Source organism: Streptococcus oralis, from assembly GCF_023109005.1.
Lineage (GTDB): Bacteria > Bacillota > Bacilli > Lactobacillales > Streptococcaceae > Streptococcus > Streptococcus oralis_BU.
On the sequence record NZ_JALDTU010000010.1, the window covers coordinates 25,202 to 47,603 of the forward strand.

The window sequence follows — 22,402 nt, forward strand, 5'->3', positions numbered from 1 at the left end:
TTCAACACTTCATTATAGCGTATTGTCTTGATTTTTCAAGTGCTGGCTTCAGAAATCCCTAAAATTTCTCGAATTTCTGCCAGACTAAGACTCGCACGCGATTCCGTCCCATCTAAAACTTGGGAAACTAGGTGTCTCTTCTGTTCTTGGAGTTCTTGAATCTTTTCTTCAATGGTTCCTCGAGTAATCAAACGGTAAACCTCTACCTTCCGCTCCTGTCCCATTCGGTGAGCCCGTCCGATAGCCTGAGCCTCGACAGCAGGATTCCACCAGAGGTCCACCAGGATGACGGTGTCAGCTCCTGTCAGATTGAGACCGACACCCCCCGCCTTAAGGGAGATGAGAAAGATATCCCTTTCCCCTTGATTAAATATTTTGGTCATTTCTTGTCGTTCTTGAGCAGGAGTTGAGCCCGTGATTTTGAAGGAAGTCAAGCCCAAATTTGGGAGCTCTTGCTCGATTTTTTCCAACATTCCTTTAAATTGAGAGAAAATCAAGACCCGATGCCCACCATCTGCTACTTGTAGCAATAAATCTCGGAGACTATCCAATTTACCACTAGCTCCCTGGTAATCGTCCATAAAGAGAGCTGGTGTATCGCAGATCTGACGTAATCGCATGAGACCAGATAAGATTTCTACTCGACTTCTCTGGAATTCTTGATCTGTCACTTGCGCTAGTCGGTCTCGCATCTGTTGCAACTGGGCCAGATAGATGGCCTTCTGTTGATCTTCCAGTTCATTTTTATAGACGACTTCGATCAGGTCAGGCAGTTCTGTTAGGACTTCTTCTTTTTTGCGTCTCATGACGAAGGGCTTGATAAATTGCGCTACTCGGTCAGCCGGTAATTTCATAAACTCTTTCTTGTTAGGTAGGAGTCCTGGTAAAACAATTTGAAAGATAGACCACAACTCTCCTAGATGGTTTTCAATGGGCGTACCTGACAAAGCAAAGACTGCCGGCACCACAAACTGGCGCAAACTCTGAGCAATCTTAGTCTGGGCATTTTTCATGACCTGGGCTTCATCTAAGAAGAGAAAATCAAAAGCCATCTCTTGATAAAGCTCGCTGTCTTGACGAAAGGTAGCATAGCTAGTTACATAGATTTGGTGATTTTCAGAAAGAATCACTTCTCGATTCGCTTTCAAACCATGAACGACAGCCAAATCCAACTGCGGGGCAAATTTTCTGAATTCATCTGCCCAGTTGTAGATCAAACCTGACGGCGCCAAAATCAAGACACGACTATCTTCTGTAACCTGACTTGTCAAAAAAGCAATGGTCTGCAGTGTTTTACCCAGTCCCATATCGTCTGCCAAGATGCCTCCAAAACCGTAATGATGGAGCATCTGTAGCCAACGCACACCCTTTTCTTGATAGTCTCTCAAACTCGCTTGAACCTGTACCGCTCCTAAAGGAAAGTCCTCAGGATGGGTCAAATCATGGGCCAAATGCTGAAATTCCTCCGAAAATGCTATCCGATCGCGACCTTCAAAAATTTGAGAAAGACTATAAGCTAAAGATTTCCTAGCTTGGAAAGAGCCATCTTTTAGTTCAACACCCAGTTCCTGCAAATTCTGACGGATCTGCTTGGTTTCCTCATCAAAAAAGAATACTTTATCAGAAGAACTGATATAGAAATCCTGATTGTTGGTTAAGGCTTTAAGAGCTTGATCAATCTCTTCTTGGGCAATCCCTTGGAAATCAAATTGGATTTCCAACAGTCCTCCCTTGGACTCAATCTGAACCTGAGGAGCTTGGACGCTGTAGAGCTGATTCATCTCATCAGACAAGAAAACCTGACCCAATTTTTCAAAGGCTGGAATCGTATGATGAAAGAAAGAATAAACTGCTTCTGGCTTCAAAGCCTGTCTCCAAGACTGAAAATCAGCCTCAAAACCAGCTCCTAGACAGACTTGAAATAGCTGGCTTTCCAAAGCAGCATTACTTGAAAATGGTAATTGTTCCAACTGTTGACGACTAGTCACCTTAACCTCTCCATAGTCAAACTGGATATTCAAACGGATACGACCGTCATCCTCCCTATCAAAGTAAAAGATTGGGGAAAAGGGTCTGATTTGCAAGCGCTCAGGAGCAGAAACTGTGCCCAGCTGTCCAAACAAAGGCAGACAGGCGGCCAGACGGTCACGATCACTGTTGTCAAACTGGAGGCATTTTCTCCCTCTTTCTTCCTGAGGAAGCTCCTTGATTTCCTTTAGTAGGCTGATTTGTTTAGGATTTAAGAGATAAAGATTCCCCTTACGAAAGAGAACCGCTCCTCCATAAAATACGTTGACTCGCTCACTTTCAGAAATTTCCATCTCAAAATAATCGGGATACTCCTTCACGGAAAAAGAGAAAAGGTTTGCTTCTGGATCTAAATCATGAAAGAGAAGATTTTCATAACTAGTAATCTGGTGCTCAAAATGAAAATCTTCCAAGGTCATCAGCAACTCCACTCCCTGTTCAAAAAATGTCAGAGGGAAAAAGAGGTGACGACCTTGATTGGGGAAAAAGAGGTCTTGACTCAGTCCCTCCTCAATCAAGCCACATAAAAAAGTAAGAACTTCTTGGCTAGCTGTATCAAAAGCATCCCAAGACAAGTCATTTTCATAGTGTTTCCCAATCATATATGGCTTTCGATGGACCAAGACCTTCAAAAAGAGAGGGATGTCACGAATGACATAATATTTTTGACTATCAACTAAACCGATTCGGAGAGTCCAAAGGAGGCGATTGGTCCCAGCTTCCACCTGGCCTTGAGCCGACAAAGTGTAGATTTTCTCTCTCTTCTGAGGTTGGATACGCTCCAAAAAACTACCACCAAAACTAACCTTGGTTTCGACCTCTTCTTGCTCTTCATGGCCTTTTTCTAAGGCTTGTAAAATAAAATGGCCTTTTTCGTCGTTCTTCAGATAATGCTCGAGCGCTGCGAGGTGAACACAGTAACCTCTTTTTTGGAAAAAATCGCAAGCACAAAAAACAAGATCATCCTCTAAACTGTAGCGCAAGTCTTCTCCCGCCACACGAGTATAGAGGCGATTCCCTTTTTCCTTGATAATCTCAATGTTGCCTGTTTCATAGAGTGTAACACCCTCCATGCGCAACTTTCCCGGAATCAATTTAGCCATAGTTACCCCTTTATCTTATCTTTTCATTATACCACATTTTCCCCTATGAAAATAGCCTTCTAGGAAGACTTTTCTCCTAGAAGGCTGGATTTTTAAAGTGTAGCAAAAGTGGTCACGATGCGTTGACAAACCTCTTCCAATACTGACTTCGGCATGGCTACATTGAGGCGGGCATGAAGAGTTCCCTTCTCCCCAAAGTCCAAACCTCGGTTGAGGATGACCTTGGCTTCATTCTTCAAAAGCTCTTGCAAGCGGTCATCCGTTAGGTCATAGGCTGAAAAATCAAGCCAGATCAAGTAGGTACCTTGTGGTTTCATGACCTTAATCTTGGTTTCGTTGCCCAAAACATCCACTACATAGTTAATGTGGTCCTCGATGACTTCTTTCAGTTCTTCTAGCCAATCCTTTCCATATCGATAGGCAGCTTCTGTCGCCAAATAACCCAAGCCTGAAATTTCATGATGATTATTGGCCAACTGGCGTTTCTGAAAAGCCACTCGAAGTTTAGGATTTTCAATGACTGCATAGGAATTCTTGGTCCCAGCAATATTAAAGGTTTTAGTGGCACTACTCAAGATAAGGGCAAAGTCTTTAAAAGCAGGATCAATGGTATTGAAAGACTGGTGTTTGTGACCAAAGAGGGCCAAATCTTGGTGAATCTCATCTGAAACCAACAAAACACCATGTTTTTGGCAGAGATGACCAATCTTTTCTAACACTTCCTTTTCCCAAACACGTCCACCAGGATTGTGGGGATTGCAAAGGATATAAAGTTTCACATCCTCTTCTACCAATTCCTTCTCCAACTGGTCAAAGTCAATCTCAAACAGACCATTCTTTTCCACCAAAGAATTGGTAATCAATCGGCGATTGTTCAGTTTGACACTGCGGGCAAACGGTGGATAGACTGGTGTGTTAATCAGAACAGCTTCTCCTTCTTTTGTAAAGGCTTGAATGGCTGTTGAAATAGCTGGTACCACTCCCTCGATAAAGACGAGAGCATCTTTGTCAAAGTGATAACCGTGTTGGCTGGCTTCCCATTCTTGAACCGACTCAATCAAAGCGTCGCTTGCATAAGTATAGCCATAGACCAACTGATCTGCGTAGGCTTGTACAGCTTGTCGAACTTCAGGCAAGACTACAAAGTCCATATCCGCTATCCAAGCTGGTAGAACTTCTCGATCAGCTTCTGCCTCTTTCCATTTATAGGTATGATGCCCAAAACGATTGGGCAGGCTTGTAAAATCATATTTTCCCATATCTGTCTTATCCTTCCAAGGCTTGGCGCAAGTCCGCAATCAAATCTCTAGCATCTTCAATCCCAATTGACAAGCGTAAGAGGTCATCTGTTAAGCCATAGGAATGGCGCACTTCTGCTGGAATATCCGCATGAGTCTGAGTTGTCGGATAGGTGATCAGACTCTCCACTCCACCCAAACTTTCTGCAAATGAGAAGACCTTTAAGCTATTTAAAATATGAGGAATACGCTTTTCATCCACTACTTTAAAGGAAATCATCCCCCCGCGACCAGTATAGAGAACTTCCTTAACTGCTGCAGAATCCTTCAAAAAGTCAACCACTTCTTGGGCATTGGCTGTTGAGCGTTCCATACGAAGAGACAAGGTCTTGAGACCACGAATCAATTGATAACTGTCAAATGGTGACAAGACTGCTCCTGTCGTATTGAGATTGTAGAAAAGCTTCTCGTATAGTTCTAAACTATTGGTCACAACCACTCCAGCCAAGACATCATTGTGGCCTGCTAGATACTTAGTTGCTGAATGCAGAACGATATCCGCTCCATCTTCAATTGGACGTTGGTAAATCGGACTATAGAAGGTATTGTCCACCACCACTTTGGCACCCTTAGCATGAGCCAATTTTGCTAGTTTTTCAATATCAAATTCCAACATCAAAGGGTTGGTTGGGGTTTCGATATAGAGAACATCCACATCTTTCTCTAACTCAGCAATCAGCTCTTCTTCTGTATTGACATAGGTAAAATGGAAACGGCCTTCTTGCTCGACTTGGTTGAACCAACGAAAAGAGCCCCCATAAAGATCTCGCACAGCCAAGACTTTACTTCCTACTGGAAAAACACTAAAAGCCAGTACAATCGCAGCCATTCCCGAACTCGTCGCTAGGGCATAGTCTGCTGACTCAATAGCCGCCAAGACTTCCTCCGCCTTACTGCGAGTTGGGTTTTTAGTACGGGTATAGTCAAATCCCGTAGACTGACCGAACTCCGGATGCTGATAAGTGGTTGAAAAATGAAGCGGCGTCACCAAGGCACCTGTTGCCTTATCTGACTTGATTCCCGCCTGGGCTAAAATTGTATTGATGTGTAGTTCTTTGCTCATACAGTACCTCCAAATCTATAGTAACTATTGTACCACTTATTTTCACTAACTCATTTTCTTCTTTTCAAGAGCTAGTTATAGTTTCAAACTATACAAAAACGATAGTTTCTTGAGAAACTATCGTTTTTCCTGTTGAATAGACTGGTTATTTAACGTGTTTTGCCAGTTCTTCTTGGGCTTTTTTATTTGATTCTTCTTTTTCTTTTTGCCATTTTTCTCTAGCTTTTTCATACTCATCAGTCGTTACAGTCTTATCTTGCAACTTGAGGTACTTGTATGATTCGACACCCTTATTTCCTGCTTGTGAGAATGGCGCTGAGAATGGAACTGTCTTTCTCAAGCTAGGTGTTCCACCATGGGAAACGTTTGGAATAGCAAGGGCACTATCAACGAGCCAAGCTTGAATTTCAGCATATTTCTCATAACGTTTCGCTGGATTCTGCTCTTTATTGGCTTCTTCCAACATTTCAGTATAGGTATCAAGTCCAACTGCCTTGGCCTTGTCATTGATTTCACCTGGTTCTAGACCAAGGTTTTGCAACACTCCACCGCTTTTCACGCTAAAGATATCGAGATAAGTTGATGGATCTTGATAGTCCGGGCTCCAACCACCATTATAGAGGTCATAGTCTTTTTGAGCTGCAGTTTGAGCGAGATAACCTGAGCTATCATAGTCCTCTGTTGACAATTGTTGGATATCGATGACTATATTATCAGTTCCTAGAACAGATTCGATTGATTGTTTCATTGAACTAATCGCTTGAATTTCTGATTTATTAGTCATTTCAACAGTCTTATCCAAGTGAATCGGGAACTGAACTCCCTTGGCTTCTAGTTCTTTCTTAGCTTCTGCAAATTTAGCTTTAGCCTTGTCAGGATTGTAGTATGGGTCTTGCGCGTCTGCAAAGTTGATTCCTTGCCATTCTTGGCCATAGTTGACCATCTTTTCTGAAACAACATCACCAAAGTCTTTTCCGTTGATACTTACAAATGTTGGAGGTACAACCAGATTACGAATAATCTTCGTTGCTCCGTCTTCCCCTTGAGATTGCGCCCCATAGGCTGTACGATCATAGGCAAAGTTGATAGCTTGACGGAAGTTTTTGTTCAGAACTGCTTCTTGGGTTGATGTCTTTTCGATATCTGAAGATTTAGAAGTGAAGTTATAAGATTTTCTGTCCAGGTTAAAGTTCAAGTAGAAAGAAGTGGCATCTTGCATGCTGTAGATGATATTGTCCTTGTTCTTCTCTTTAATCCCTTCAAAACTTGAGCTATTTGGATAGAGACGTGCGTAGCTGTATACTCCTTCTGTAAAGTTACGTGCTAGGGCATCTTGGTCACTTCCATCATAGTAGGTCAATTTCACATCGTCCACAAAGACATTTTTAGCATCCCAGTAATTCGGATTTTTCTTGTATTCGATGACGGATTTTGAAACAAAGGACTTCATCAAGAAGGGACCATTGTACAAAATGTTAGAAGGGTCTACCTTACCAAAGTCATCCCCTTTTGATTTCAGGAAGTCTGCATTGACAGGGAAGAGAATGGTTGAAGTTGTTTTAGAGTTCCAATAAGGTTCTGGACGTGTCAAAGTGTACTGAACTGTTTGGTCGTCAATCGCCTTAACACCGACAGTTGAAAAGTCAGTTGTTTTACCGTTGATATAGTCATCCAAACCTGCTACAGAGTCTTGAACCAGGTACAAGGCTTCGGATTTTTTATCAGCAGCATATTTCAACCCAGTGACAAAATCTTGCGCCGTTACAGGGGCGTATTCTTCACCCTCATAGGTATACCATTTTGCATCCTTACGCAATTTGTAAGTATAGGTCAAACCGTCCTGAGAAACAGTCCAATCCTCTGCCAACGATGGAACATAGTTACCGTATTGGTCATTTTCCATCAATCCATCTACCAAATTAGTAACGATGTCGTTGGTTGTTGCACGGTTTTCTGCAAGATAGTTCAAACTAGATGGATCGCTCGAATAAACATAGTTATATGTTTTAGAAGAACTAGTTGAGTTTCCACATGCGCTCAGTAAGATACCTGCGCTTAACACGACACTTGCAAGTGTCAGATACTTGGCCTTAGACTTTTTCATTTCCAGAACCTCCTGTTTTAAAGATTTGTCTTATTATACAGCTTTGGTTTTATTTAGTCAAGCGATTTCTGAAGAAAAACTTAAAAAACATATTTTTCTACTCCTAATTTTAGAAAAAGTTCTCCTTTTTTAAGAAAAATGTACTATAAAAACCTTTCTATTAAAGAAAGGTTAATTCATTGCTTTTATTTATAAATCTTCTTACGATATTTTCAATCGTGTACGTAGTCGGTCTGCTTGGGCTTTACCTATTATCTTGTCTAAGAGTCGTGTTCGTAGGCTCATCAAACCATAGAGACCTCCTCCAAGCCCTCCGATGAGAGCCACATAAAGGAAACTCCAGAAACGTCCACTTGGTTGGAAGACTAAACCGAGCAGCCACTGCAAGAAGCCAACTAGGGTGAACATGACAAGGGTTAAGATGGTAATCAAGATAGTCCGCTTCAAGATTATCTTTCGACGAGCACCTGTTACCTGGTAGATGTCTCGGTACATCAAGACATTCGGAATAATCAAGCCGATAGTCGTTGAAATCAAAGGACCGTAGCTATGGAAAATAGCAATGGTTGGCAATTGCAAGACGATCTTAGCAATGGAACCATAGATAAAATAAAGAACTGCCTTGCGGTTGCGGAACATGGCCTGAAGCATAGGAGACAAGACCATATACAAGCCTAGGATAGTAGACTGCAAAACTGCAAAGACAAATAAACCCATGGCCAGACTATCTGGCTTGCCATAAAAAACTGTATAGAGAGGTTCCCCTACCATGACCACTCCAACCGTTGCCGGTAGTAGAAATAAGAAGAGCATGGTGAGGCTATCTTGGACTAGGCGAGCCGCTGCCTGCAAGTCGCCTTTTACATAGTTTTCCGTTAACAGCGGCAAGCCAACACTCCCAATTGAAACCCCCACAGAGATTAAAATCATGGTGATTTTATTGGGATTGGCAGAGAAATAAGAAAACATGACAACCAAGTCTTCGTTGCTATAGTTGGTAAACCACTTCATACTATTGATAAAGGTCATCTGGTCTAAAATCTGGAAGAGCTGAATGGCTGATCCTGTTAGGATAAAGGGAATGGCTTCCTTGATGGTATCGACTAAGAGTCGCTTACTATTGATCTTATCCCGTGTTTCAAAGACTCTCTTAAGCAAACCTTCTTGGGCAAGGAAGTAGAACAAAACTGCAAAACTTGCCACCATCCCCACAAAGGCCGCAAAGGTCGATTGGGTAACTGCTGATAAGTAGTCCCCAGAACCCATCTTCATAATGAAGAAGGTCGCCATCAACATCCAGATAACACGAATTACCTGCTCAGCGATTTGGCTCATAGCATAGGGTTTCAGGTTGTTCATCCCTTGGAAGAAGCCCCGGATGACACTCATAGACGGGAAAATCAAGACCGCCCAAGCCAAGCTCTGCATGATGGGAATCAGGTCTTTCCCCACACCTGACAAATCTGCTAACCAGGGAGAAAAGAGATACAAGACCAAGGCAAAGACTAAGCCCAAGCCCGTCATAAAGCTTAGGAAACTCCGAATCAAGGCAAAGCTGTGCTCTTCTTCCCGCATGGTATTGTACTTAGCCACTTGTTTGGCGACCGCAACTGGGATACCCGCTGTAGAAATCAGCAAGAACCAGGCGTAAATATTGTAGCCCATGGTAAAGAGTCCATTTGCTTTAGCAGCATAGGTCCCCATCCAGATATACCAGGGAATAATGTAGATTGCCCCAAGGAGGCGACTAATAAAGTTACTAGCTGTTAGCCAAGCAGTCCCTCGCAACATCTGGGCTTGCTGGTGATTGTTTTCGTTAGACATAGCTTCCTCATTCAATTTTGATAATTAGGAAATTTTCCTCATCTTCCATTATAAACTTTTCCTTGTTACTTGTAAAATTCAGACTTTCGGTTTACAATAGAAAGTATGATAAAGATTGAAACCGTATTAGATATATTAAAGAAAGATGGTCTCTTCCGCGAGATTATCGACCAAGGACACTACCACTACAACTACAGTGAAGTTGTTTTTGACAGCATCAGTTACGACAGCCGAAAAGTAAAAGAAGGCACTCTTTTTTTTGCAAAAGGTGCTGCCTTTAAAAAAGAATACCTCCTATCCGCTATAAGTCAAGGCTTAGCTTGGTACGTCTCCGAAAAGGACTACGAAGTCGGTATCCCTGTCATCGTTGTGAACGATATCAAGAAAGCCATGAGTTTGATTGCTATGGAATTTTATGACAATCCACAAGAAAAACTCAAAATTCTCGCTTTCACAGGGACAAAAGGAAAGACAACATCTGCTTACTTTGCATACCACATTCTATCTCAGTGCTACCCAACAGCTCTCTTGTCAACTATGAACACAACTTTGGATGGCAGGACCTTCTTTAAATCTTCCTTCTCAACGCCTGAAAATATCGATCTTTTCGACATGATGGCTCAGGCTGTTAAGAATGGTAGAACCCATCTTGTAATGGAAGTCTCTAGCCAAGCCTATCTTGTTCATCGAGTATATGGTCTGACCTTTGATGTAGGTGTCTTTCTTAACATCACACCTGACCATATCGGTCCGATTGAGCATCCTAGCTTTGAAGACTACTTCTATCACAAGCGTCTCTTGATGAAAAATAGCCGAGCAGTTGTCATTAACAGCGACATGAACCACTTTTCTGTGCTAAAAGAACAAGTGGAACATCAAGAACATGACTTCTATGGTAGCCATTCGAGCAACCAAATCGAGAACTCCAAAGCCTTTAGCTTTTCAGCTACTGGTAAACTCGCTGGTGATTATGATATTCAACTCATTGGCCACTTCAATCAAGAAAATGCTGTTGCTGCAGGACTTGCCTGTCTTCGTCTAGGTGCTAGTCTTGAAGATATCAAAAAAGGAATCGCTGCAACCCGCGTTCCTGGACGTATGGAAGTCCTGACTCAGAAAAATGGAGCCAAGGTCTTCATCGACTACGCCCATAATGGTGACAGCCTGAAGAAACTGATCTCTGTTGTTGAAACTCATCAAACTGGAAAAATTGCTCTGGTTCTCGGTTCGACTGGAAACAAGGGAGAAAGTCGACGCAAAGACTTTGGCCTCCTCCTTAATCAACATCCTGAGATTCAAGTCTTTCTCACCGCTGATGACCCCAACTATGAAGATCCAATGGTGATTGCGGATGAAATTAGTAGCTATATCAGTCATCCTGTTGAAAAGATTGCCGATCGTGAAGAAGCCATCAAGGCGGCGATGGCCATCACAAATCAGGAACTTGATGCTGTGATTATTGCAGGTAAGGGAGCCGATTGTTACCAGATCATTCAAGGAAAGAAAGAAGACTATCCTGGAGACGCAGCTATCGCAGAACGTTATCTATAAAAAAATCAAGGGAAACATTCCCTTGATTTTTTTAGTCTTCTTTCTTAAATGAATTTTTAAGACCTTCAACGGCACCTTCTACAGCACCTTTAGCATCTTCAACAACTTCTTTTGCTTTCGCAACTGTTTTTTCTACAGTACCTTCTGCTTCTGTCTTGCTATCGCCAGTAACTTTACCAAATCCTTCTTTGATAGCACCAGTTGCTTGATCCAATTTATTTTCAAGTGACATAGCTCTGTCTCCTTTTTGTTTTAATACGATAAACGTTGTCGCTTACATTCAGTTTATGCTTATTCTTTAGCAAAGTCAAACAATCTGCTCAAAAGCTACCAATTAAGACAAATAGAAAGACAAGCGTTCCTTGTCAAAATCAACAGCCAACTCATACTTCCCTTCTTCGTTTTGAACAATATAACCCAAGACGACCAAACTATCCACAAAGATATCACGGCGTTTTTGCATCAGTTGATCTTTTTTGAGGAATTTTAACAAAAAAGTCGTCATATATTTGAGGGCATACTCAGGGTTAACATCTCCTAAAATAGCATAGAGTTTCTGCTGTTTTTCTGTCAAAGGATATTGGTGCTTGACCTTGTAGAAATAGTTGGATAGGGTCATCTTTTCTCTTGCAAAATCCGTAGATTCGACTAAAATGGCTGCATTGGTTTGATTGCGCAATTCTGTCTCAAAAGTCTTCTCTAGCAAGGTTTGATATACTGGACTATCCTCTCTGATAAAAATTTCTTGGTCAAGGGCTAAATCATCCGTAGATTCTAGAAAAGGAAGATTGAGCGAATAGTGTTTGTTTTCCCTTAGGATCAAGCCTGCCTTTATATACTCTTCCATAAGCTTATCAACTGATACATCTGGAAATTGAGCCTTTATCTCCCGAAGGATAACATCATCATGCTGGTCCAGATAGTCAACCAAATCTATAAAAAATGGCTGTCGAGTCAAACGAGAAGGATTAAAAATCTGAATCATGAAGATTCCTTTCTTTACATTCTAAAAGAGGAGATGCCGCCAACTGACTGGGATTAGTCCCAGGTTGGTTCAGAGGCACAGGAAGTTCGAGTTTCCTGTAGTATTCTCTCCAAAAATCACTAATCTCCTGCTCCCCGTCCCCAAATTTCATGGGAATAGTCTCAAAAATAGGAAGAATTTCCGCGATATACTGGGAGCAGTAAAAGCCAGATCCATCTGGATAAAAAGAGGCATTATAGGGTGCACCTAAATGTTTGCTAGCTCTCACCTTCACCAAATCAGTTTCTATCTCTGGGTAGGTATAGAGATCGTAGAGATGAGTCGGTTCAAAAAATTCATCTGGTCCTTGACAGATGACCCCTGCTTGCCCACTAGCATGGTAGATCAATCCTTCCAAAAAGATGGCTACATGACTATAGTTCCCCGTAGAAGCCTGGATAGCCTGCCCCATATCTGAAAGATCCTTCACAAAAATCAAGTCACCATTTTCTAACATCTTTCTCTCCTAGAAAAAAAGGAGCCGAAACCCCTTTAGCTATAAGGAAAACATCGTTTTCTCATTTTAATTATCTCTCAGACAATTAGCCATTAAAGCTTTCAGTCAACTGTGGCACCACTTGTTTCTTACGTGAAACGGCACCTGGAAGGAAAGCATGGTTGTTTTCAAGTTTGAAGTTGAAGGATGCTTCGACCTTGTCCATGTTTGATCCAAGAGCCAAAATTTCTGAGTTTGAGTTGACGATATCTGTAATCATCAAGACAAAGTCAGAGTAACCGTTTGCTGTATTAGCCGCTTGCATTGCAGCTTCAATTTCTGCTTGACGTTCCAAGACTTCAGCAATATCAACTGTGTTGACTTGGGCAACACGAACCTTATTTCCGTTGAGTTCAAAAGTCTTAGCATCGATGTCAATCAATTCTTCAGCAGATTTGCTAGCCAAGTTTGTACCAGCTTTCAGCATAGCAAGACCGTACTCTTCCAAGTTGACACCAGCCAATTCAGCCAATTCAGGAGCAATGACTTTATCAGATGGGTGAGTTGTTGGAGATTTCAAAAGAAGGGTATCTGAAATCAAACCTGAAAGCATCAAACCTGCGATTTCTTTAGGAACTGCTACACCATGTTCTTTGAACATGCGGTAAACGATAGATGAAGCTGATCCAACTGGTTCCAAACGCATGTAAAGCGGACTTGCAGTTTCAAAGTTAGCCACACGGTGGTGATCCACTACTCCGTATACTTCTACTTCAGCGATATCTGACACTGATTGTTGGAATTCATTGTGGTCAGTCAAGATGACTTGCTCTGCACCTTCTGCTTTAGCAGATGTGATGACGCGTGGTGCTTCTAGACCAAAATAGTTCAAAACGAAGGCTGTTTCTTCATTAGGAGTTCCAAGTGCTACTGCTTCTGTGTCCAATCCATAAGCCTCTTTTGCAAGATAGGCAAAGGCTACAGATGACCCGATGGCATCTGAGTCTGGATTTTGGTGACCAAATACTAGAATCTTAGACATGATAATACCTCTTTAAATTTATTCATCTTATTTTAGCATTTTTTTCGCTTTTTGACAAAAGTAAGAGGAGTCAAAGGACTCCTCGTTAGACATCAATATGATTGATTAGATTTTTCTCTTGATTTTCGGATAAAAATCGTTCTTTCTGTGGACGTTTCTTGCGTTTGAGGAGAGCCTCTGCAGACATGGCTTCTTCCTTACTGGCAAAACCCTGAGTATAGATGAGTTTGACTGGCAAGCGAGCTCGGGTATACTTGGCTCCCTTACCACTATTATGAACGGCAAGGCGCCTCTTCACATCCGTTGTATAGCCCGTATAGTAAGAACCGTCGCGGCACTCCACCACATACATATAGGCTTTATGATCCATAGTAAATCTCTTGAATTTCTGGTGTATAGGAACCATCATCATTGTGAACGATGAGAGGTGGCAAGACCTTAAAGCCACTGGTCGATCCATCCTTGATAGCTTCGATTAAGAGCATATTGGCCTCCTTCTCACGTTTAGGATAGACAAATTGCAGGCGCTTGGGTGCCAAATTGTGGCGTTTGAGCATCTCTAAGATATCCAAAAGCCGATCTGGACGATGAACCATGGCCAAACGGCCATTAGACTTGAGAATACTCTGAGCACTTCGGCAGATTTCTTCTAGGTTAGTCGTAATTTCGTGTCTGGCCAGAAGGTAGTGTTCACTCTCGTTGAGATTAGAATGCGGATCCACCTTGAAATAAGGCGGATTGCACAAAATCATATCCACCTTACTTCCTTGGATATGAGTAGGCATATTTTTCAAATCATCGCAAATAACCTGCATCTGCTCTTCCAAGCCATTCAACCGAACCGAACGCTCTGCCATATCCGCCAAACGCTCCTGAATCTCTACAGATATTATCTGCGCCTGAGTACGTGAACTAGCAAAAAGTCCCACTGCACCATTTCCAGCACAAAAGTCCACAATTAAGCCATTTTTAGGAAAGCGTGGAAAGCGTGACAAGAGAACACTATCCACCGAATAGCTAAACACCTCTCTATTTTGAATGATCTTGATATCTGTCGAAAAGAGCTGGTTGATTCGCTCTCCTGATTTTAATAATTGTTCTTCTTTCATACTTTTATTATAACAAACGATATTAATATTACAAATATTTTAGATAATCGTATTTATGGCTTCTTCTTTAAATGCTCAAGTGCCTCACGCGTCCAAACAGGCATCATTCGCCCAAGAGGCGCAAAACCGTGCTTGATCCGATCATTAGAAAAACGTCTCCGTCTTGGCAATTGATGTTTTTCCTCTTCCAAAGTACGGATAGAAAGACTGGCCTTCCCAGTGTATTCGTCAAAATCCACCACCTGAACTTGGACTTCATCACCAATTTTTAAAATGTCATAGATATTTTCAATAAATCCCGTCCGAATCTCCGAAATGTGAATCAGCCCTGTCACCCCTGTCTCTAACTCAACAAAGGCACCATAGGGCTGAATTCCTGTAATACGCCCAGTTAGCTTATCACCAATTTTCATCCTAGTCCTCAATTTCAATCGTTTCAATTACCACATCTTCAACTGGTTTATCCATCGCTCCAGTTTCAACAGCTGCAATGGCATCTAAGACCGCAAAAGATTCTACATCTACCAATTGCCCAAAAACAGTATGACGACGGTCTAGATGAGGTGTTCCACCTTGTTCTGCATAAATCTCAGCGATTGGTTCAGGCCAACCACCACGCGCAATCTCTTTCTTAGAGTATGGCAAGTGTTGGTTTTGCACGATAAAGAACTGGCTTCCATTGGTATTTGGACCAGCATTGGCCATAGAAAGAGCACCACGAATATTGTAAAGTTCTTCAGAAAATTCATCTTCAAAAGCTTGTCCATAAATGGACTCTCCCCCCATACCAGTACCAGTTGGGTCTCCGCCTTGGATCATAAAGTCCTTGATAATTCGGTGGAAAATTACACCATCATAGTAACCGTCTTTTGACAGAGCAACAAAGTTGGCTACTGTTTTGGGAGCATGTTCAGGGAAGAGCTTGATACGCAAGTCTCCGTAATTTGTCTTAATAGTCGCCAACGGACCTTCTACTGTTTCAATTTCTACTTGTGGGAAATGCAATTCTTTTTCTACCATACCAAATCCTTCTAAGGCATTAAAAATGCCATCTTCTTCTACTGTTTTTGTAATATAATCTGCTTCTTCTTTGATTTTATCATGGGAAACACCCATAGCAATACTGATTCCAGCATAATCAAAGAGTTCCATGTCATTGAGACCATCCCCAAAGACCATAACATTCTCTGGTTTCAAGCCTAGATGTTCTACAACCTTGGCTACACCAGTTGCTTTGGATCCTGAAATCAGAACGATATCAGATGAATGTTCATGCCAACGCACCATGCGAAGTTTATCCGATAAAGACTCTGGTAAGTGCAAGCCATCCCCTTTATCTTCAAAGGTCCACATCTGATAAACCTCTACTTTTTCATGAAAGTCAGGATCCACACCCAAGTTCGGATAAATCGGATCAATCGCCTCACTGATCAGTTCTGTTCGCGTGGAGAGTTTGGCGTCATGACTGCCAACCAAGCCATACTCAATTCCCTCTCGCTTAGTCCAAGAGATATACTCCTCAACATCTGACTTGTCAATCTGATGCTGATAAATGACCTGGCCTTTTTTATCTTCTATATAAGCCCCATTCAGAGTTACAAAAAAGTCTGGCTTGAGCTCACGAAGCTCTGGAACGACACCGAAAATACCGCGCCCAGAGGCAATTCCTGTTAAAATTCCTTTTTCACGTAACTGTTTAAAGACAGTGGGAATTGTAGCTGGAATAAAACCTGTCTTTGACGTACGCAAGGTATCATCAATATCAAAAAAGATGATTTTAATCTTCTTTGCCTTGTATTTTAATTTTGCATCCATCTCTCTACCTCTTTCAATCTAACTCTTTCCATTATACCATAAAGCTGATGAAATTCCTTTTTTGAAAAAAGATGAAAATCCTATCAAAAAGAGAGCCAGTAAAACTAGCCCTCTCTTTTAATCCTAGAACATCTCTAGAGCAATCATGGTAATCATCGTTGCATCATAGTAGTTGTCCAAAGGTAAATTTTGTGTGAAAATGTATTTATTTTGCTGAAGAAGTTTCAGATAACCTTCTCCCCTGTCAGACGCATAGGTAATCGGTGCCAAAAAGCTACCTGCCTGATATTGATTGAGGTCAGTTCCATTCATGTCATAACCAGCATAAATGCGTTGTTCTTTCATAAAGAAATCCATCATCTTTTGAACGAGTTTTTGACTTCTTTCGTCTTGACTTTGAGATAAGTGATAAGGCAAGCGACAAGCATTATAAGAATACGCCCCATCATATTGAGATTCAATAGTATTTGCTTTAGCAACACGCGCACCTGACTTCTCTACCCAGATAAAGTCTGGCAAGAGACCTGTCTCAGATTGAGAACTAATTTGCTCTAATTGCCCAAGCATTTTATCCTTAATATCTAGCCATTGTTTATCTCCAGTTAGATTATAAAATACTTGGAAATAATGAGGTAGTGTATCAGATGTTCTCATCAGATAGTAAAAATCTGAATTCTTTTGGACCCAATTTCCTACTTTTAGGACACCAGTCTTCTCATTATAATTGAATCGAAGAATATCAATCAAGATACTTTTGGCTTGTCCTTCATATTCCTGAGCCTTATCTGGCCACTGCTTGGCAGCTTCAATCAAAGAATAAGCGATGTAGAGATCTCCATCAGTTGCGTTTTGCTTCTCAACCGTTTCGCTACCATTTGTGATCACTTGCTTCCAAGACATCAACTGTGTTCCCTCGATACGATGATTTTGGTAATAGCGATAAAGACCCTCAAAATCTGCTTGTGTTGCTTGCCCTTTTTGGGCTGCCAAAACCGTTATAAGCATGCCGTAACTTTGGGCTTCAGATAGAACTGTTGTTCCCTCCGAATCACTCGTCGTACGAACATAATACTGATCGTCTTTTGTAACAAGGAACTGTTGGCTCCATTGGCTGTAAATTCGATTGCGCATCTCGACTTTACTCCTTCCTCTTGCCAAAAACAAGGTTAAACAAAAGATAGAAAGGATGAGCACAAACCATACATATTTTATTTTATTCGTTTTCATAAATCCTCCTATCCTGCAAATCGCTTGGTTTTAACCCACTTAGTTTCTTTTCGGCGGAGTACTTTGTCCAGCACGATTGAAGAAATGGAATCAATGGATACAACGATAAACATCTGTGCGTAAGAGAAATAGGCTACCAAGGCTAACCAGATTTGTTTTGTCGTCGCTTGTCCAAACTGACTTGCTAATGCCGTCATAATTTGCATCAAATAGAGACCAATCATGAGAATCCAGTTGAAGAGCATGAGCTGGGCGATGTAGATATTATCCGCATCAAAAGCAAATGGAATTCTGACATCTGGGAAGAAAAGATTAAGACAGATCGCTAGCACATTCGCTAGGAAAATCAAATCCGATAGGACAATGGCAAAGTTAAACCAAAAGAAAACACAAGAATAGTTAAAGACTTCTAGTTTAACGCGCCAGTTTGCTCTGCCAAATAAATGCTTAAAATTTGAGAGAACAACTTCGTAGTTTCCTTTAGCCCAACGTTTTCGTTGCATATAGTAACTCTTTAAAGTCTCAGGTTCTTGTTGGAAAGCCTCTGAGTTATAAGCAAGGGCGATCAATTTACCACTCTGCATGATTTTAAAAGAAATATCGGTATCCTCAGTCAAGGCACCATTTTTCCAACCACCGATACTCTTTACAAAGTCGGTTTGAATGATAAAGTTGGTTCCTGGGATACGACCAATTTTAAAGAGATGCCACATCCCAACATGGTGCACCCGCTGGGTAACAACGATTTCTTGGTTGATACAACGAGTCAAAAAATTTTGATTGGCATTTCGAGTCTTGTTGCGACCGAAAGATGCCACGTGGCGTTCTGGGTCCTTTATCACTTCTTTGACAAGGAAATAAAGGGCATTTTTTTCAGGCATGGCATCTGCATCATAAACACAGATGTATTCACCTCTTGCCATCTCTAAGGCATCGTTTAGAACGCCCGCTTTTCCTCCCGTACCAGTACGGTCGATAATCGTCAGATTTCTTCCTGCATATTCAGGCATAGCTTGTACAGACAAACATTCTGCATAGGTGTTATCTGAACAGTTATCCGCAAACAAGAGCAATTCCACACGGTCGTGAGGATAATTCATATCCAATATAGCTTTTGCCGTTTGGGCAATAACCACATCCTCATTATGAGCAGGAACAACAATGGTAACCTTAGGATAATAAGGTAGTGGCGAAGTGTCTACACGAAAATCACTGTGCTTAAACCAAAAGTGCACTGCTGAAAAGAGAATTACCAAACCCCAAGCCAGAGAAATCCAAATAGTAAGCAGGGTAAAAATCATTAACATTTGACTAATCATGATTCACCGCCTTAAAATTTTTGTTCACTCGATGGTAAAGAATACTGTATGCAATAAATAATATGACAAAACAAATGCCAAAGGTAAGACTGAGTCCCAAAGCAATGCCAAAAAATATATTGGTTAGAGTCATGTTTCCCTCCTAATATTCTACAATTACATCTGTCTCTAATTGACGTTTGAGATGACTAGCAATATCCGAGTAGTCTTGGTATTTATCTTTATTATCAGAGTTAATCATCAAGTAACCTGTTTGAAATTGAATTCCTTGGTTTCCATCTTCTCCATGAAAAACTAAACTGCCTAGTTTCTCCTGCAAACCATTCAAATAGAGTTGCTTCAAAGAATCTTGACTACTATTAGATAAAACAAGAAAATTCCCATCTGAAACGTAATAGAGCTTATCATTGTAACTCAATCCCTGAGCAATTACCTTTTGAATGCGACTGAGCATCTGGTTATACTCTCTAGGTTTTATCTGGAAGAACAAATCTTCATGTGCCCAATGAATCAATAAGGACTGTACCGTCACATCACTTTGTTCAGTTACCATAGCATGGTAATCTGCTCGAGCTGCGTCCTCCTGTTCTTGGACCTTTGAGGTCACCTTGAAGAAATAATAACGAACCTTAAGTAGAATCCCAATCAAAAGAGGAAAACTGATTAATAAGAAGACCAGTTGAATGATTGGGATATAAACCACACCCGCAACCAAAACGATAAGTCCAAGCCCAAATGTTAAGATAAGGGTCCAAGTAAGCAAAAGGTCAGATAATACTAACACTGCAAACAAGGCTAAAGCTAAAAACAAAATTTGTTCTAAAATAATCTCTCGAGCAAAGAAAAAAGAAAGCCCTAAAAGAAGCGACTCGCACCCCAGAAAAGCGAGGAGCCAATTCCTAAATTTATTCCATGTTTTCATTATGCCTCTTCCCCCTCTTTAAATTCAGATACAGATTCAGCCATTCCAAAATAATGTTGTATAGCACGAACGATTCGTTCAGATGCCCTTCCATCTCCATAAGGATTTGGTGCCTGAGACATTTTTCTATAAAGAGTTCCATCTGTTAAGAGTACTGCCATAGCCTCTTTCACACGTGCTGGATTCGTACCAACTAACTTCAAGGTTCCTGCACGAACCCCTTCTGGGCGTTCCGTCGTGTCACGAAGGACGAGAACAGGTTTGCCGAGGGAAGGCGCCTCTTCCTGAACACCGCCAGAGTCGGTCATGATAAAATAACTTCTTGAAGCCAAATTATGAAAATCGAATACATCTAAAGGTTCAATCAAGTGGATGCGATCATGACCAGCTAAGATATCTTTTGCTGCTTCTTGCACAGCAGGGCTAAGGTGAACAGGATAAACAACTTCAATTTCCTGATGAAGATCGACCATCTCACGTAAAGCTGCAAAGACATTTCTCATTGGTTGACCTTGATTCTCACGACGGTGCATGGTTACCAATACAAGTTTCTTATCTGGATCCAATTGATCTAGAACTTCATGATAGTAATCCGATTGAACGGTTAGTTTCAAGGCATCAATGGCTGTATTTCCCGTAATGACAATAGCAGACTCAGGATGATTTTCCTTGAGGAGATTTTCTTTACTCTCACTAGTTGGAGCAAAATAAAGATCAGCAAGGTTATCTGTCATCTGACGATTTATTTCTTCTGGGAAAGGAGAATACTTGTCAAATGTTCTTAGACCAGCTTCAACGTGGCCGATACGTACCTGATTATAGAAAGCAACTAAACTTGCTGCAAAAGTTGTCGTTGTATCTCCATGAACAAGAATCATATCTGGACGTTCTTGCTTAACAATTGAATCAAACTTTTCTAAAATTTTTCCAGTAATATCTAAGAGGGATTGATTTTGCCCCATAATATCCAAGTCATAATGCGGCTTGATGCTAAACGTTTCAAGAACTTGATCTAGCATTTGACGGTGCTGAGCTGTCACAACTGTAATCGTCTCAATACTATCACTATGTTTTTGCAATTCCAACACTAAAGGGGCCATTTTAATAGCTTCTGGTCGTGTTCCAAAAACAAGCATCACTTTCAGTTTTTTCATTATTGTATCCTTCTACTATAATAAAATTTGACACATCAGATTAATTAGTACATTTGATAGTTCCAATATCAATTAATTTAACTTTCGTAATTATTTTACCGTCAATTAATTTATATGTCAAATCTTTCTAAGTATATTATTGCATTTAATTTAATTTTAAATAATCGTAATATTTTTGTAATGATATAATTTACACTGTGTAAACCTTCCATCTTAAACTTTTATTAAATATTTTTTAAAATTCTAAACCTTACCATCTTTTGAATATTTATTTTTATTTTGATAATTCAAATAATTATATTTTATCGTTTCATAGAATACATCTCTTTTTCTAACAAAAAAATCCCTCTCTAATGAAAAAGGAATTTACGACTTCTTGCTATTTTAAAGTTAAACTTTATAAGATCTATCTTAAATCAAATCTTTTGACAGATATAAAACAAGGTCACCGATATCTTCACAAGTAGCTTTCATCGCCACTGGATGGTTCTGATACCAAACACCCGTCCCATCTGGAATATAGCCTCGTTTGATGTACAATCTCTGGGCAGGTCCATACCCTGAATGGAGACCAACACCAAGGGTCACCTTATCCGATATGAGCCTAACTCGTTTTTCTGCTTCTTCCATCAAGAGATTTCCAATACCTTGATTTTGAAAGGGCTCAAAGACATTGAAATCTGAGAGTTCTGGATAGATTTCTGCAAAAGGCCCCTGCTTAGCGCAGGGCAAAATTGTGATATAACCCGCTAAAGCACCCTCAACCTCTGCAACTAAGACTTCTCTCTCCCCACATTCTTGTTCAAGAAAATATCTATCCAAAATTTCTTCTCTACCCAGCCAACCTTGATTGATAAAACCTTGGGATAAGTGTTCGGTATCAGATTCGATCATTTTTCTAATAATACTGTTTCCCTTCATAAGGCACCCCTTTGAAAATTCATACTATCATTATAACACGTTTATAGTCAAAGAAAGAAAAAAGACCCAGTGAGTGTACTGACCCCAAAAAGTTGGACAAATAGTTATTGAAAGGATTTAGTCTTGTATTGCACAGGACTAGGTCCTTTTCTACCATTTGTCAAGTATATCAAGGTATTTGATGAAAAATAGTTTGATTTCCATAGTCAAACTAAGGAAATTGTCTTTTTCTGAACGAAAGTTTAGTGAAAAAAGTGTACACTAAACCAACACCTTATCTGGTGATTTTTTATAAGGTGTTACAATAATATAGCATAAACAATTTTACCGATTCTCATAGAAGTCTGCGATATGACAAGGATTGGTGTGGTTAGGTGAAGCTATATTATGAATGCACTTAAAGAGAATCTTTCTGGCATAGGGATTCCCACGTTTGGTGATGTGTTCCTTGGCTAGAAAGTC

The 22,402-nt window shown here is 40.7% G+C and carries 19 protein-coding genes and 1 pseudogene; 1 reads left to right on the forward strand and 19 read right to left on the reverse strand.

The window, feature by feature from the left end; translation table 11 throughout:
- Window positions 1-35 precede the first annotated feature (35 nt).
- The 5 genes from M1F56_RS09000 to M1F56_RS09020 form a co-directional block, all read right to left on the reverse strand.
- A complete protein-coding gene (locus M1F56_RS09000; protein ID WP_247917486.1) occupies window positions 36-3,131 on the reverse strand; it encodes a DEAD/DEAH box helicase in 3,096 nt (1,031 codons plus the stop codon).
- A gap of 92 nt (window positions 3,132-3,223) precedes the next feature.
- Window positions 3,224-4,390, reverse strand: coding sequence for a MalY/PatB family protein (locus tag M1F56_RS09005; RefSeq protein WP_247917487.1), 1,167 nt, complete (start codon window positions 4,388-4,390; stop codon window positions 3,224-3,226).
- Between the two features lie 7 nt (window positions 4,391-4,397).
- Entirely contained in the window at window positions 4,398-5,492 is a 1,095-nt protein-coding gene (locus M1F56_RS09010) for a cystathionine gamma-synthase (protein ID WP_247917488.1), read from the reverse strand.
- Window positions 5,493-5,637: 145 nt separating this feature from the next.
- Window positions 5,638-7,596, reverse strand: a complete 1,959-nt coding sequence (locus M1F56_RS09015; protein ID WP_247917489.1) for a peptide ABC transporter substrate-binding protein — start codon at window positions 7,594-7,596, stop codon at window positions 5,638-5,640.
- A gap of 201 nt (window positions 7,597-7,797) precedes the next feature.
- On the reverse strand, window positions 7,798-9,420 hold the full coding sequence (locus tag M1F56_RS09020) for a putative polysaccharide biosynthesis protein (protein ID WP_247917490.1): 1,623 nt from the start codon (window positions 9,418-9,420) through the stop codon (window positions 7,798-7,800).
- A 105-nt stretch (window positions 9,421-9,525) separates the two neighbouring features.
- Between M1F56_RS09020 and M1F56_RS09025 the strand changes: the two genes are divergently transcribed.
- Window positions 9,526-10,971: a UDP-N-acetylmuramoyl-L-alanyl-D-glutamate--L-lysine ligase gene (locus M1F56_RS09025; RefSeq protein WP_247917491.1), complete on the forward strand. Its 1,446-nt coding sequence runs from the start codon at window positions 9,526-9,528 to the stop codon at window positions 10,969-10,971.
- 31 nt (window positions 10,972-11,002) lie between these two features.
- Here the strand turns inward: M1F56_RS09025 and M1F56_RS09030 are convergent, their stop codons facing one another.
- The 14 genes and pseudogenes from M1F56_RS09030 to M1F56_RS09095 all read right to left on the reverse strand — a co-directional run.
- Entirely contained in the window at window positions 11,003-11,203 is a 201-nt protein-coding gene (locus tag M1F56_RS09030; RefSeq protein WP_000051179.1) for a CsbD family protein, read from the reverse strand.
- A 102-nt stretch (window positions 11,204-11,305) separates the two neighbouring features.
- Window positions 11,306-11,956, reverse strand: coding sequence for a DUF1803 domain-containing protein (locus M1F56_RS09035; protein WP_247917492.1), 651 nt, complete (start codon window positions 11,954-11,956; stop codon window positions 11,306-11,308).
- Window positions 11,940-12,452: a YiiX/YebB-like N1pC/P60 family cysteine hydrolase gene (locus M1F56_RS09040; protein ID WP_247917493.1), complete on the reverse strand. Its 513-nt coding sequence runs from the start codon at window positions 12,450-12,452 to the stop codon at window positions 11,940-11,942. The genes M1F56_RS09035 and M1F56_RS09040 overlap by 17 nt, the downstream gene beginning before the upstream one ends.
- An 85-nt stretch (window positions 12,453-12,537) precedes the next feature.
- Window positions 12,538-13,473, reverse strand: a complete 936-nt coding sequence (locus tag M1F56_RS09045) for a manganese-dependent inorganic pyrophosphatase (RefSeq protein WP_247917494.1) — start codon at window positions 13,471-13,473, stop codon at window positions 12,538-12,540.
- Between the two features lie 85 nt (window positions 13,474-13,558).
- Window positions 13,559-13,843 carry a GIY-YIG nuclease family protein gene (locus tag M1F56_RS09050; RefSeq protein ID WP_247917495.1) on the reverse strand — a complete coding sequence of 95 codons (285 nt, stop codon included), beginning with the start codon at window positions 13,841-13,843 and terminating at the stop codon, window positions 13,559-13,561.
- Window positions 13,833-14,582, reverse strand: coding sequence for a tRNA1(Val) (adenine(37)-N6)-methyltransferase (locus M1F56_RS09055; protein WP_247917496.1), 750 nt, complete (start codon window positions 14,580-14,582; stop codon window positions 13,833-13,835). The genes M1F56_RS09050 and M1F56_RS09055 overlap by 11 nt, the downstream gene beginning before the upstream one ends.
- A gap of 53 nt (window positions 14,583-14,635) precedes the next feature.
- Window positions 14,636-14,995, reverse strand: coding sequence for a S1 RNA-binding domain-containing protein (locus tag M1F56_RS09060; protein ID WP_000689619.1), 360 nt, complete (start codon window positions 14,993-14,995; stop codon window positions 14,636-14,638).
- Window position 14,996: 1 nt separating this feature from the next.
- Complete coding sequence (locus M1F56_RS09065) at window positions 14,997-16,397, reverse strand: bifunctional Cof-type HAD-IIB family hydrolase/peptidylprolyl isomerase (protein WP_247917497.1); 1,401 nt, start codon at window positions 16,395-16,397, stop codon at window positions 14,997-14,999.
- Window positions 16,398-16,520: 123 nt separating this feature from the next.
- Window positions 16,521-17,624 carry a glycosyl hydrolase family 8 gene (locus M1F56_RS09070; RefSeq protein WP_247917498.1) on the reverse strand — a complete coding sequence of 368 codons (1,104 nt, stop codon included), beginning with the start codon at window positions 17,622-17,624 and terminating at the stop codon, window positions 16,521-16,523.
- A gap of 8 nt (window positions 17,625-17,632) precedes the next feature.
- A complete protein-coding gene (locus M1F56_RS09075) occupies window positions 17,633-18,943 on the reverse strand; it encodes a glycosyltransferase family 2 protein (protein ID WP_247917499.1) in 1,311 nt (436 codons plus the stop codon).
- Between the two features lie 142 nt (window positions 18,944-19,085).
- Window positions 19,086-19,865 (reverse strand): hypothetical protein, encoded by a 780-nt coding sequence (locus M1F56_RS09080; RefSeq protein ID WP_247917500.1) that lies wholly within the window; start codon window positions 19,863-19,865, stop codon window positions 19,086-19,088.
- Complete coding sequence (wecB, locus tag M1F56_RS09085; RefSeq protein ID WP_247917501.1) at window positions 19,865-21,019, reverse strand: non-hydrolyzing UDP-N-acetylglucosamine 2-epimerase; 1,155 nt, start codon at window positions 21,017-21,019, stop codon at window positions 19,865-19,867. The genes M1F56_RS09080 and wecB overlap by 1 nt, the downstream gene beginning before the upstream one ends.
- A 411-nt stretch (window positions 21,020-21,430) precedes the next feature.
- On the reverse strand, window positions 21,431-21,940 hold the full coding sequence (locus M1F56_RS09090) for a GNAT family N-acetyltransferase (protein WP_000678130.1): 510 nt from the start codon (window positions 21,938-21,940) through the stop codon (window positions 21,431-21,433).
- A 327-nt stretch (window positions 21,941-22,267) separates the two neighbouring features.
- Window positions 22,268-22,402, reverse strand: a pseudogene (locus M1F56_RS09095) (IS110 family transposase); the annotation flags it as partial.

Bases quoted from the DNA above. Each gene is read 5' to 3' on its own strand.
- M1F56_RS09030 (WP_000051179.1), bottom strand. From the start codon at position 11,203: ATGTCACTTGAAAATAAATTGGATCAAGCAACTGGTGCTATCAAAGAA.
- M1F56_RS09035 (WP_247917492.1), bottom strand. From the start codon at position 11,956: ATGATTCAGATTTTTAATCCTTCTCGTTTGACTCGACAGCCATTTTTT.
- M1F56_RS09010 (WP_247917488.1), bottom strand. From the start codon at position 5,492: ATGAGCAAAGAACTACACATCAATACAATTTTAGCCCAGGCGGGAATC.
- M1F56_RS09025 (WP_247917491.1), top strand. From the start codon at position 9,526: ATGATAAAGATTGAAACCGTATTAGATATATTAAAGAAAGATGGTCTC.
- M1F56_RS09000 (WP_247917486.1), bottom strand. From the start codon at position 3,131: ATGGCTAAATTGATTCCGGGAAAGTTGCGCATGGAGGGTGTTACACTC.
- wecB (WP_247917501.1), bottom strand. From the start codon at position 21,019: ATGAAAAAACTGAAAGTGATGCTTGTTTTTGGAACACGACCAGAAGCT.
- M1F56_RS09075 (WP_247917499.1), bottom strand. From the start codon at position 18,943: ATGATTAGTCAAATGTTAATGATTTTTACCCTGCTTACTATTTGGATT.
- M1F56_RS09080 (WP_247917500.1), bottom strand. From the start codon at position 19,865: ATGAAAACATGGAATAAATTTAGGAATTGGCTCCTCGCTTTTCTGGGG.
- M1F56_RS09015 (WP_247917489.1), bottom strand. From the start codon at position 7,596: ATGAAAAAGTCTAAGGCCAAGTATCTGACACTTGCAAGTGTCGTGTTA.
- M1F56_RS09055 (WP_247917496.1), bottom strand. From the start codon at position 14,582: ATGAAAGAAGAACAATTATTAAAATCAGGAGAGCGAATCAACCAGCTC.
- M1F56_RS09060 (WP_000689619.1), bottom strand. From the start codon at position 14,995: ATGAAAATTGGTGATAAGCTAACTGGGCGTATTACAGGAATTCAGCCC.
- M1F56_RS09070 (WP_247917498.1), bottom strand. From the start codon at position 17,624: ATGAAAACGAATAAAATAAAATATGTATGGTTTGTGCTCATCCTTTCT.
- M1F56_RS09045 (WP_247917494.1), bottom strand. From the start codon at position 13,473: ATGTCTAAGATTCTAGTATTTGGTCACCAAAATCCAGACTCAGATGCC.
- M1F56_RS09090 (WP_000678130.1), bottom strand. From the start codon at position 21,940: ATGAAGGGAAACAGTATTATTAGAAAAATGATCGAATCTGATACCGAA.
- M1F56_RS09020 (WP_247917490.1), bottom strand. From the start codon at position 9,420: ATGTCTAACGAAAACAATCACCAGCAAGCCCAGATGTTGCGAGGGACT.
- M1F56_RS09050 (WP_247917495.1), bottom strand. From the start codon at position 13,843: ATGGATCATAAAGCCTATATGTATGTGGTGGAGTGCCGCGACGGTTCT.
- M1F56_RS09005 (WP_247917487.1), bottom strand. From the start codon at position 4,390: ATGGGAAAATATGATTTTACAAGCCTGCCCAATCGTTTTGGGCATCAT.
- M1F56_RS09065 (WP_247917497.1), bottom strand. From the start codon at position 16,397: ATGGATGCAAAATTAAAATACAAGGCAAAGAAGATTAAAATCATCTTT.
- M1F56_RS09040 (WP_247917493.1), bottom strand. From the start codon at position 12,452: ATGTTAGAAAATGGTGACTTGATTTTTGTGAAGGATCTTTCAGATATG.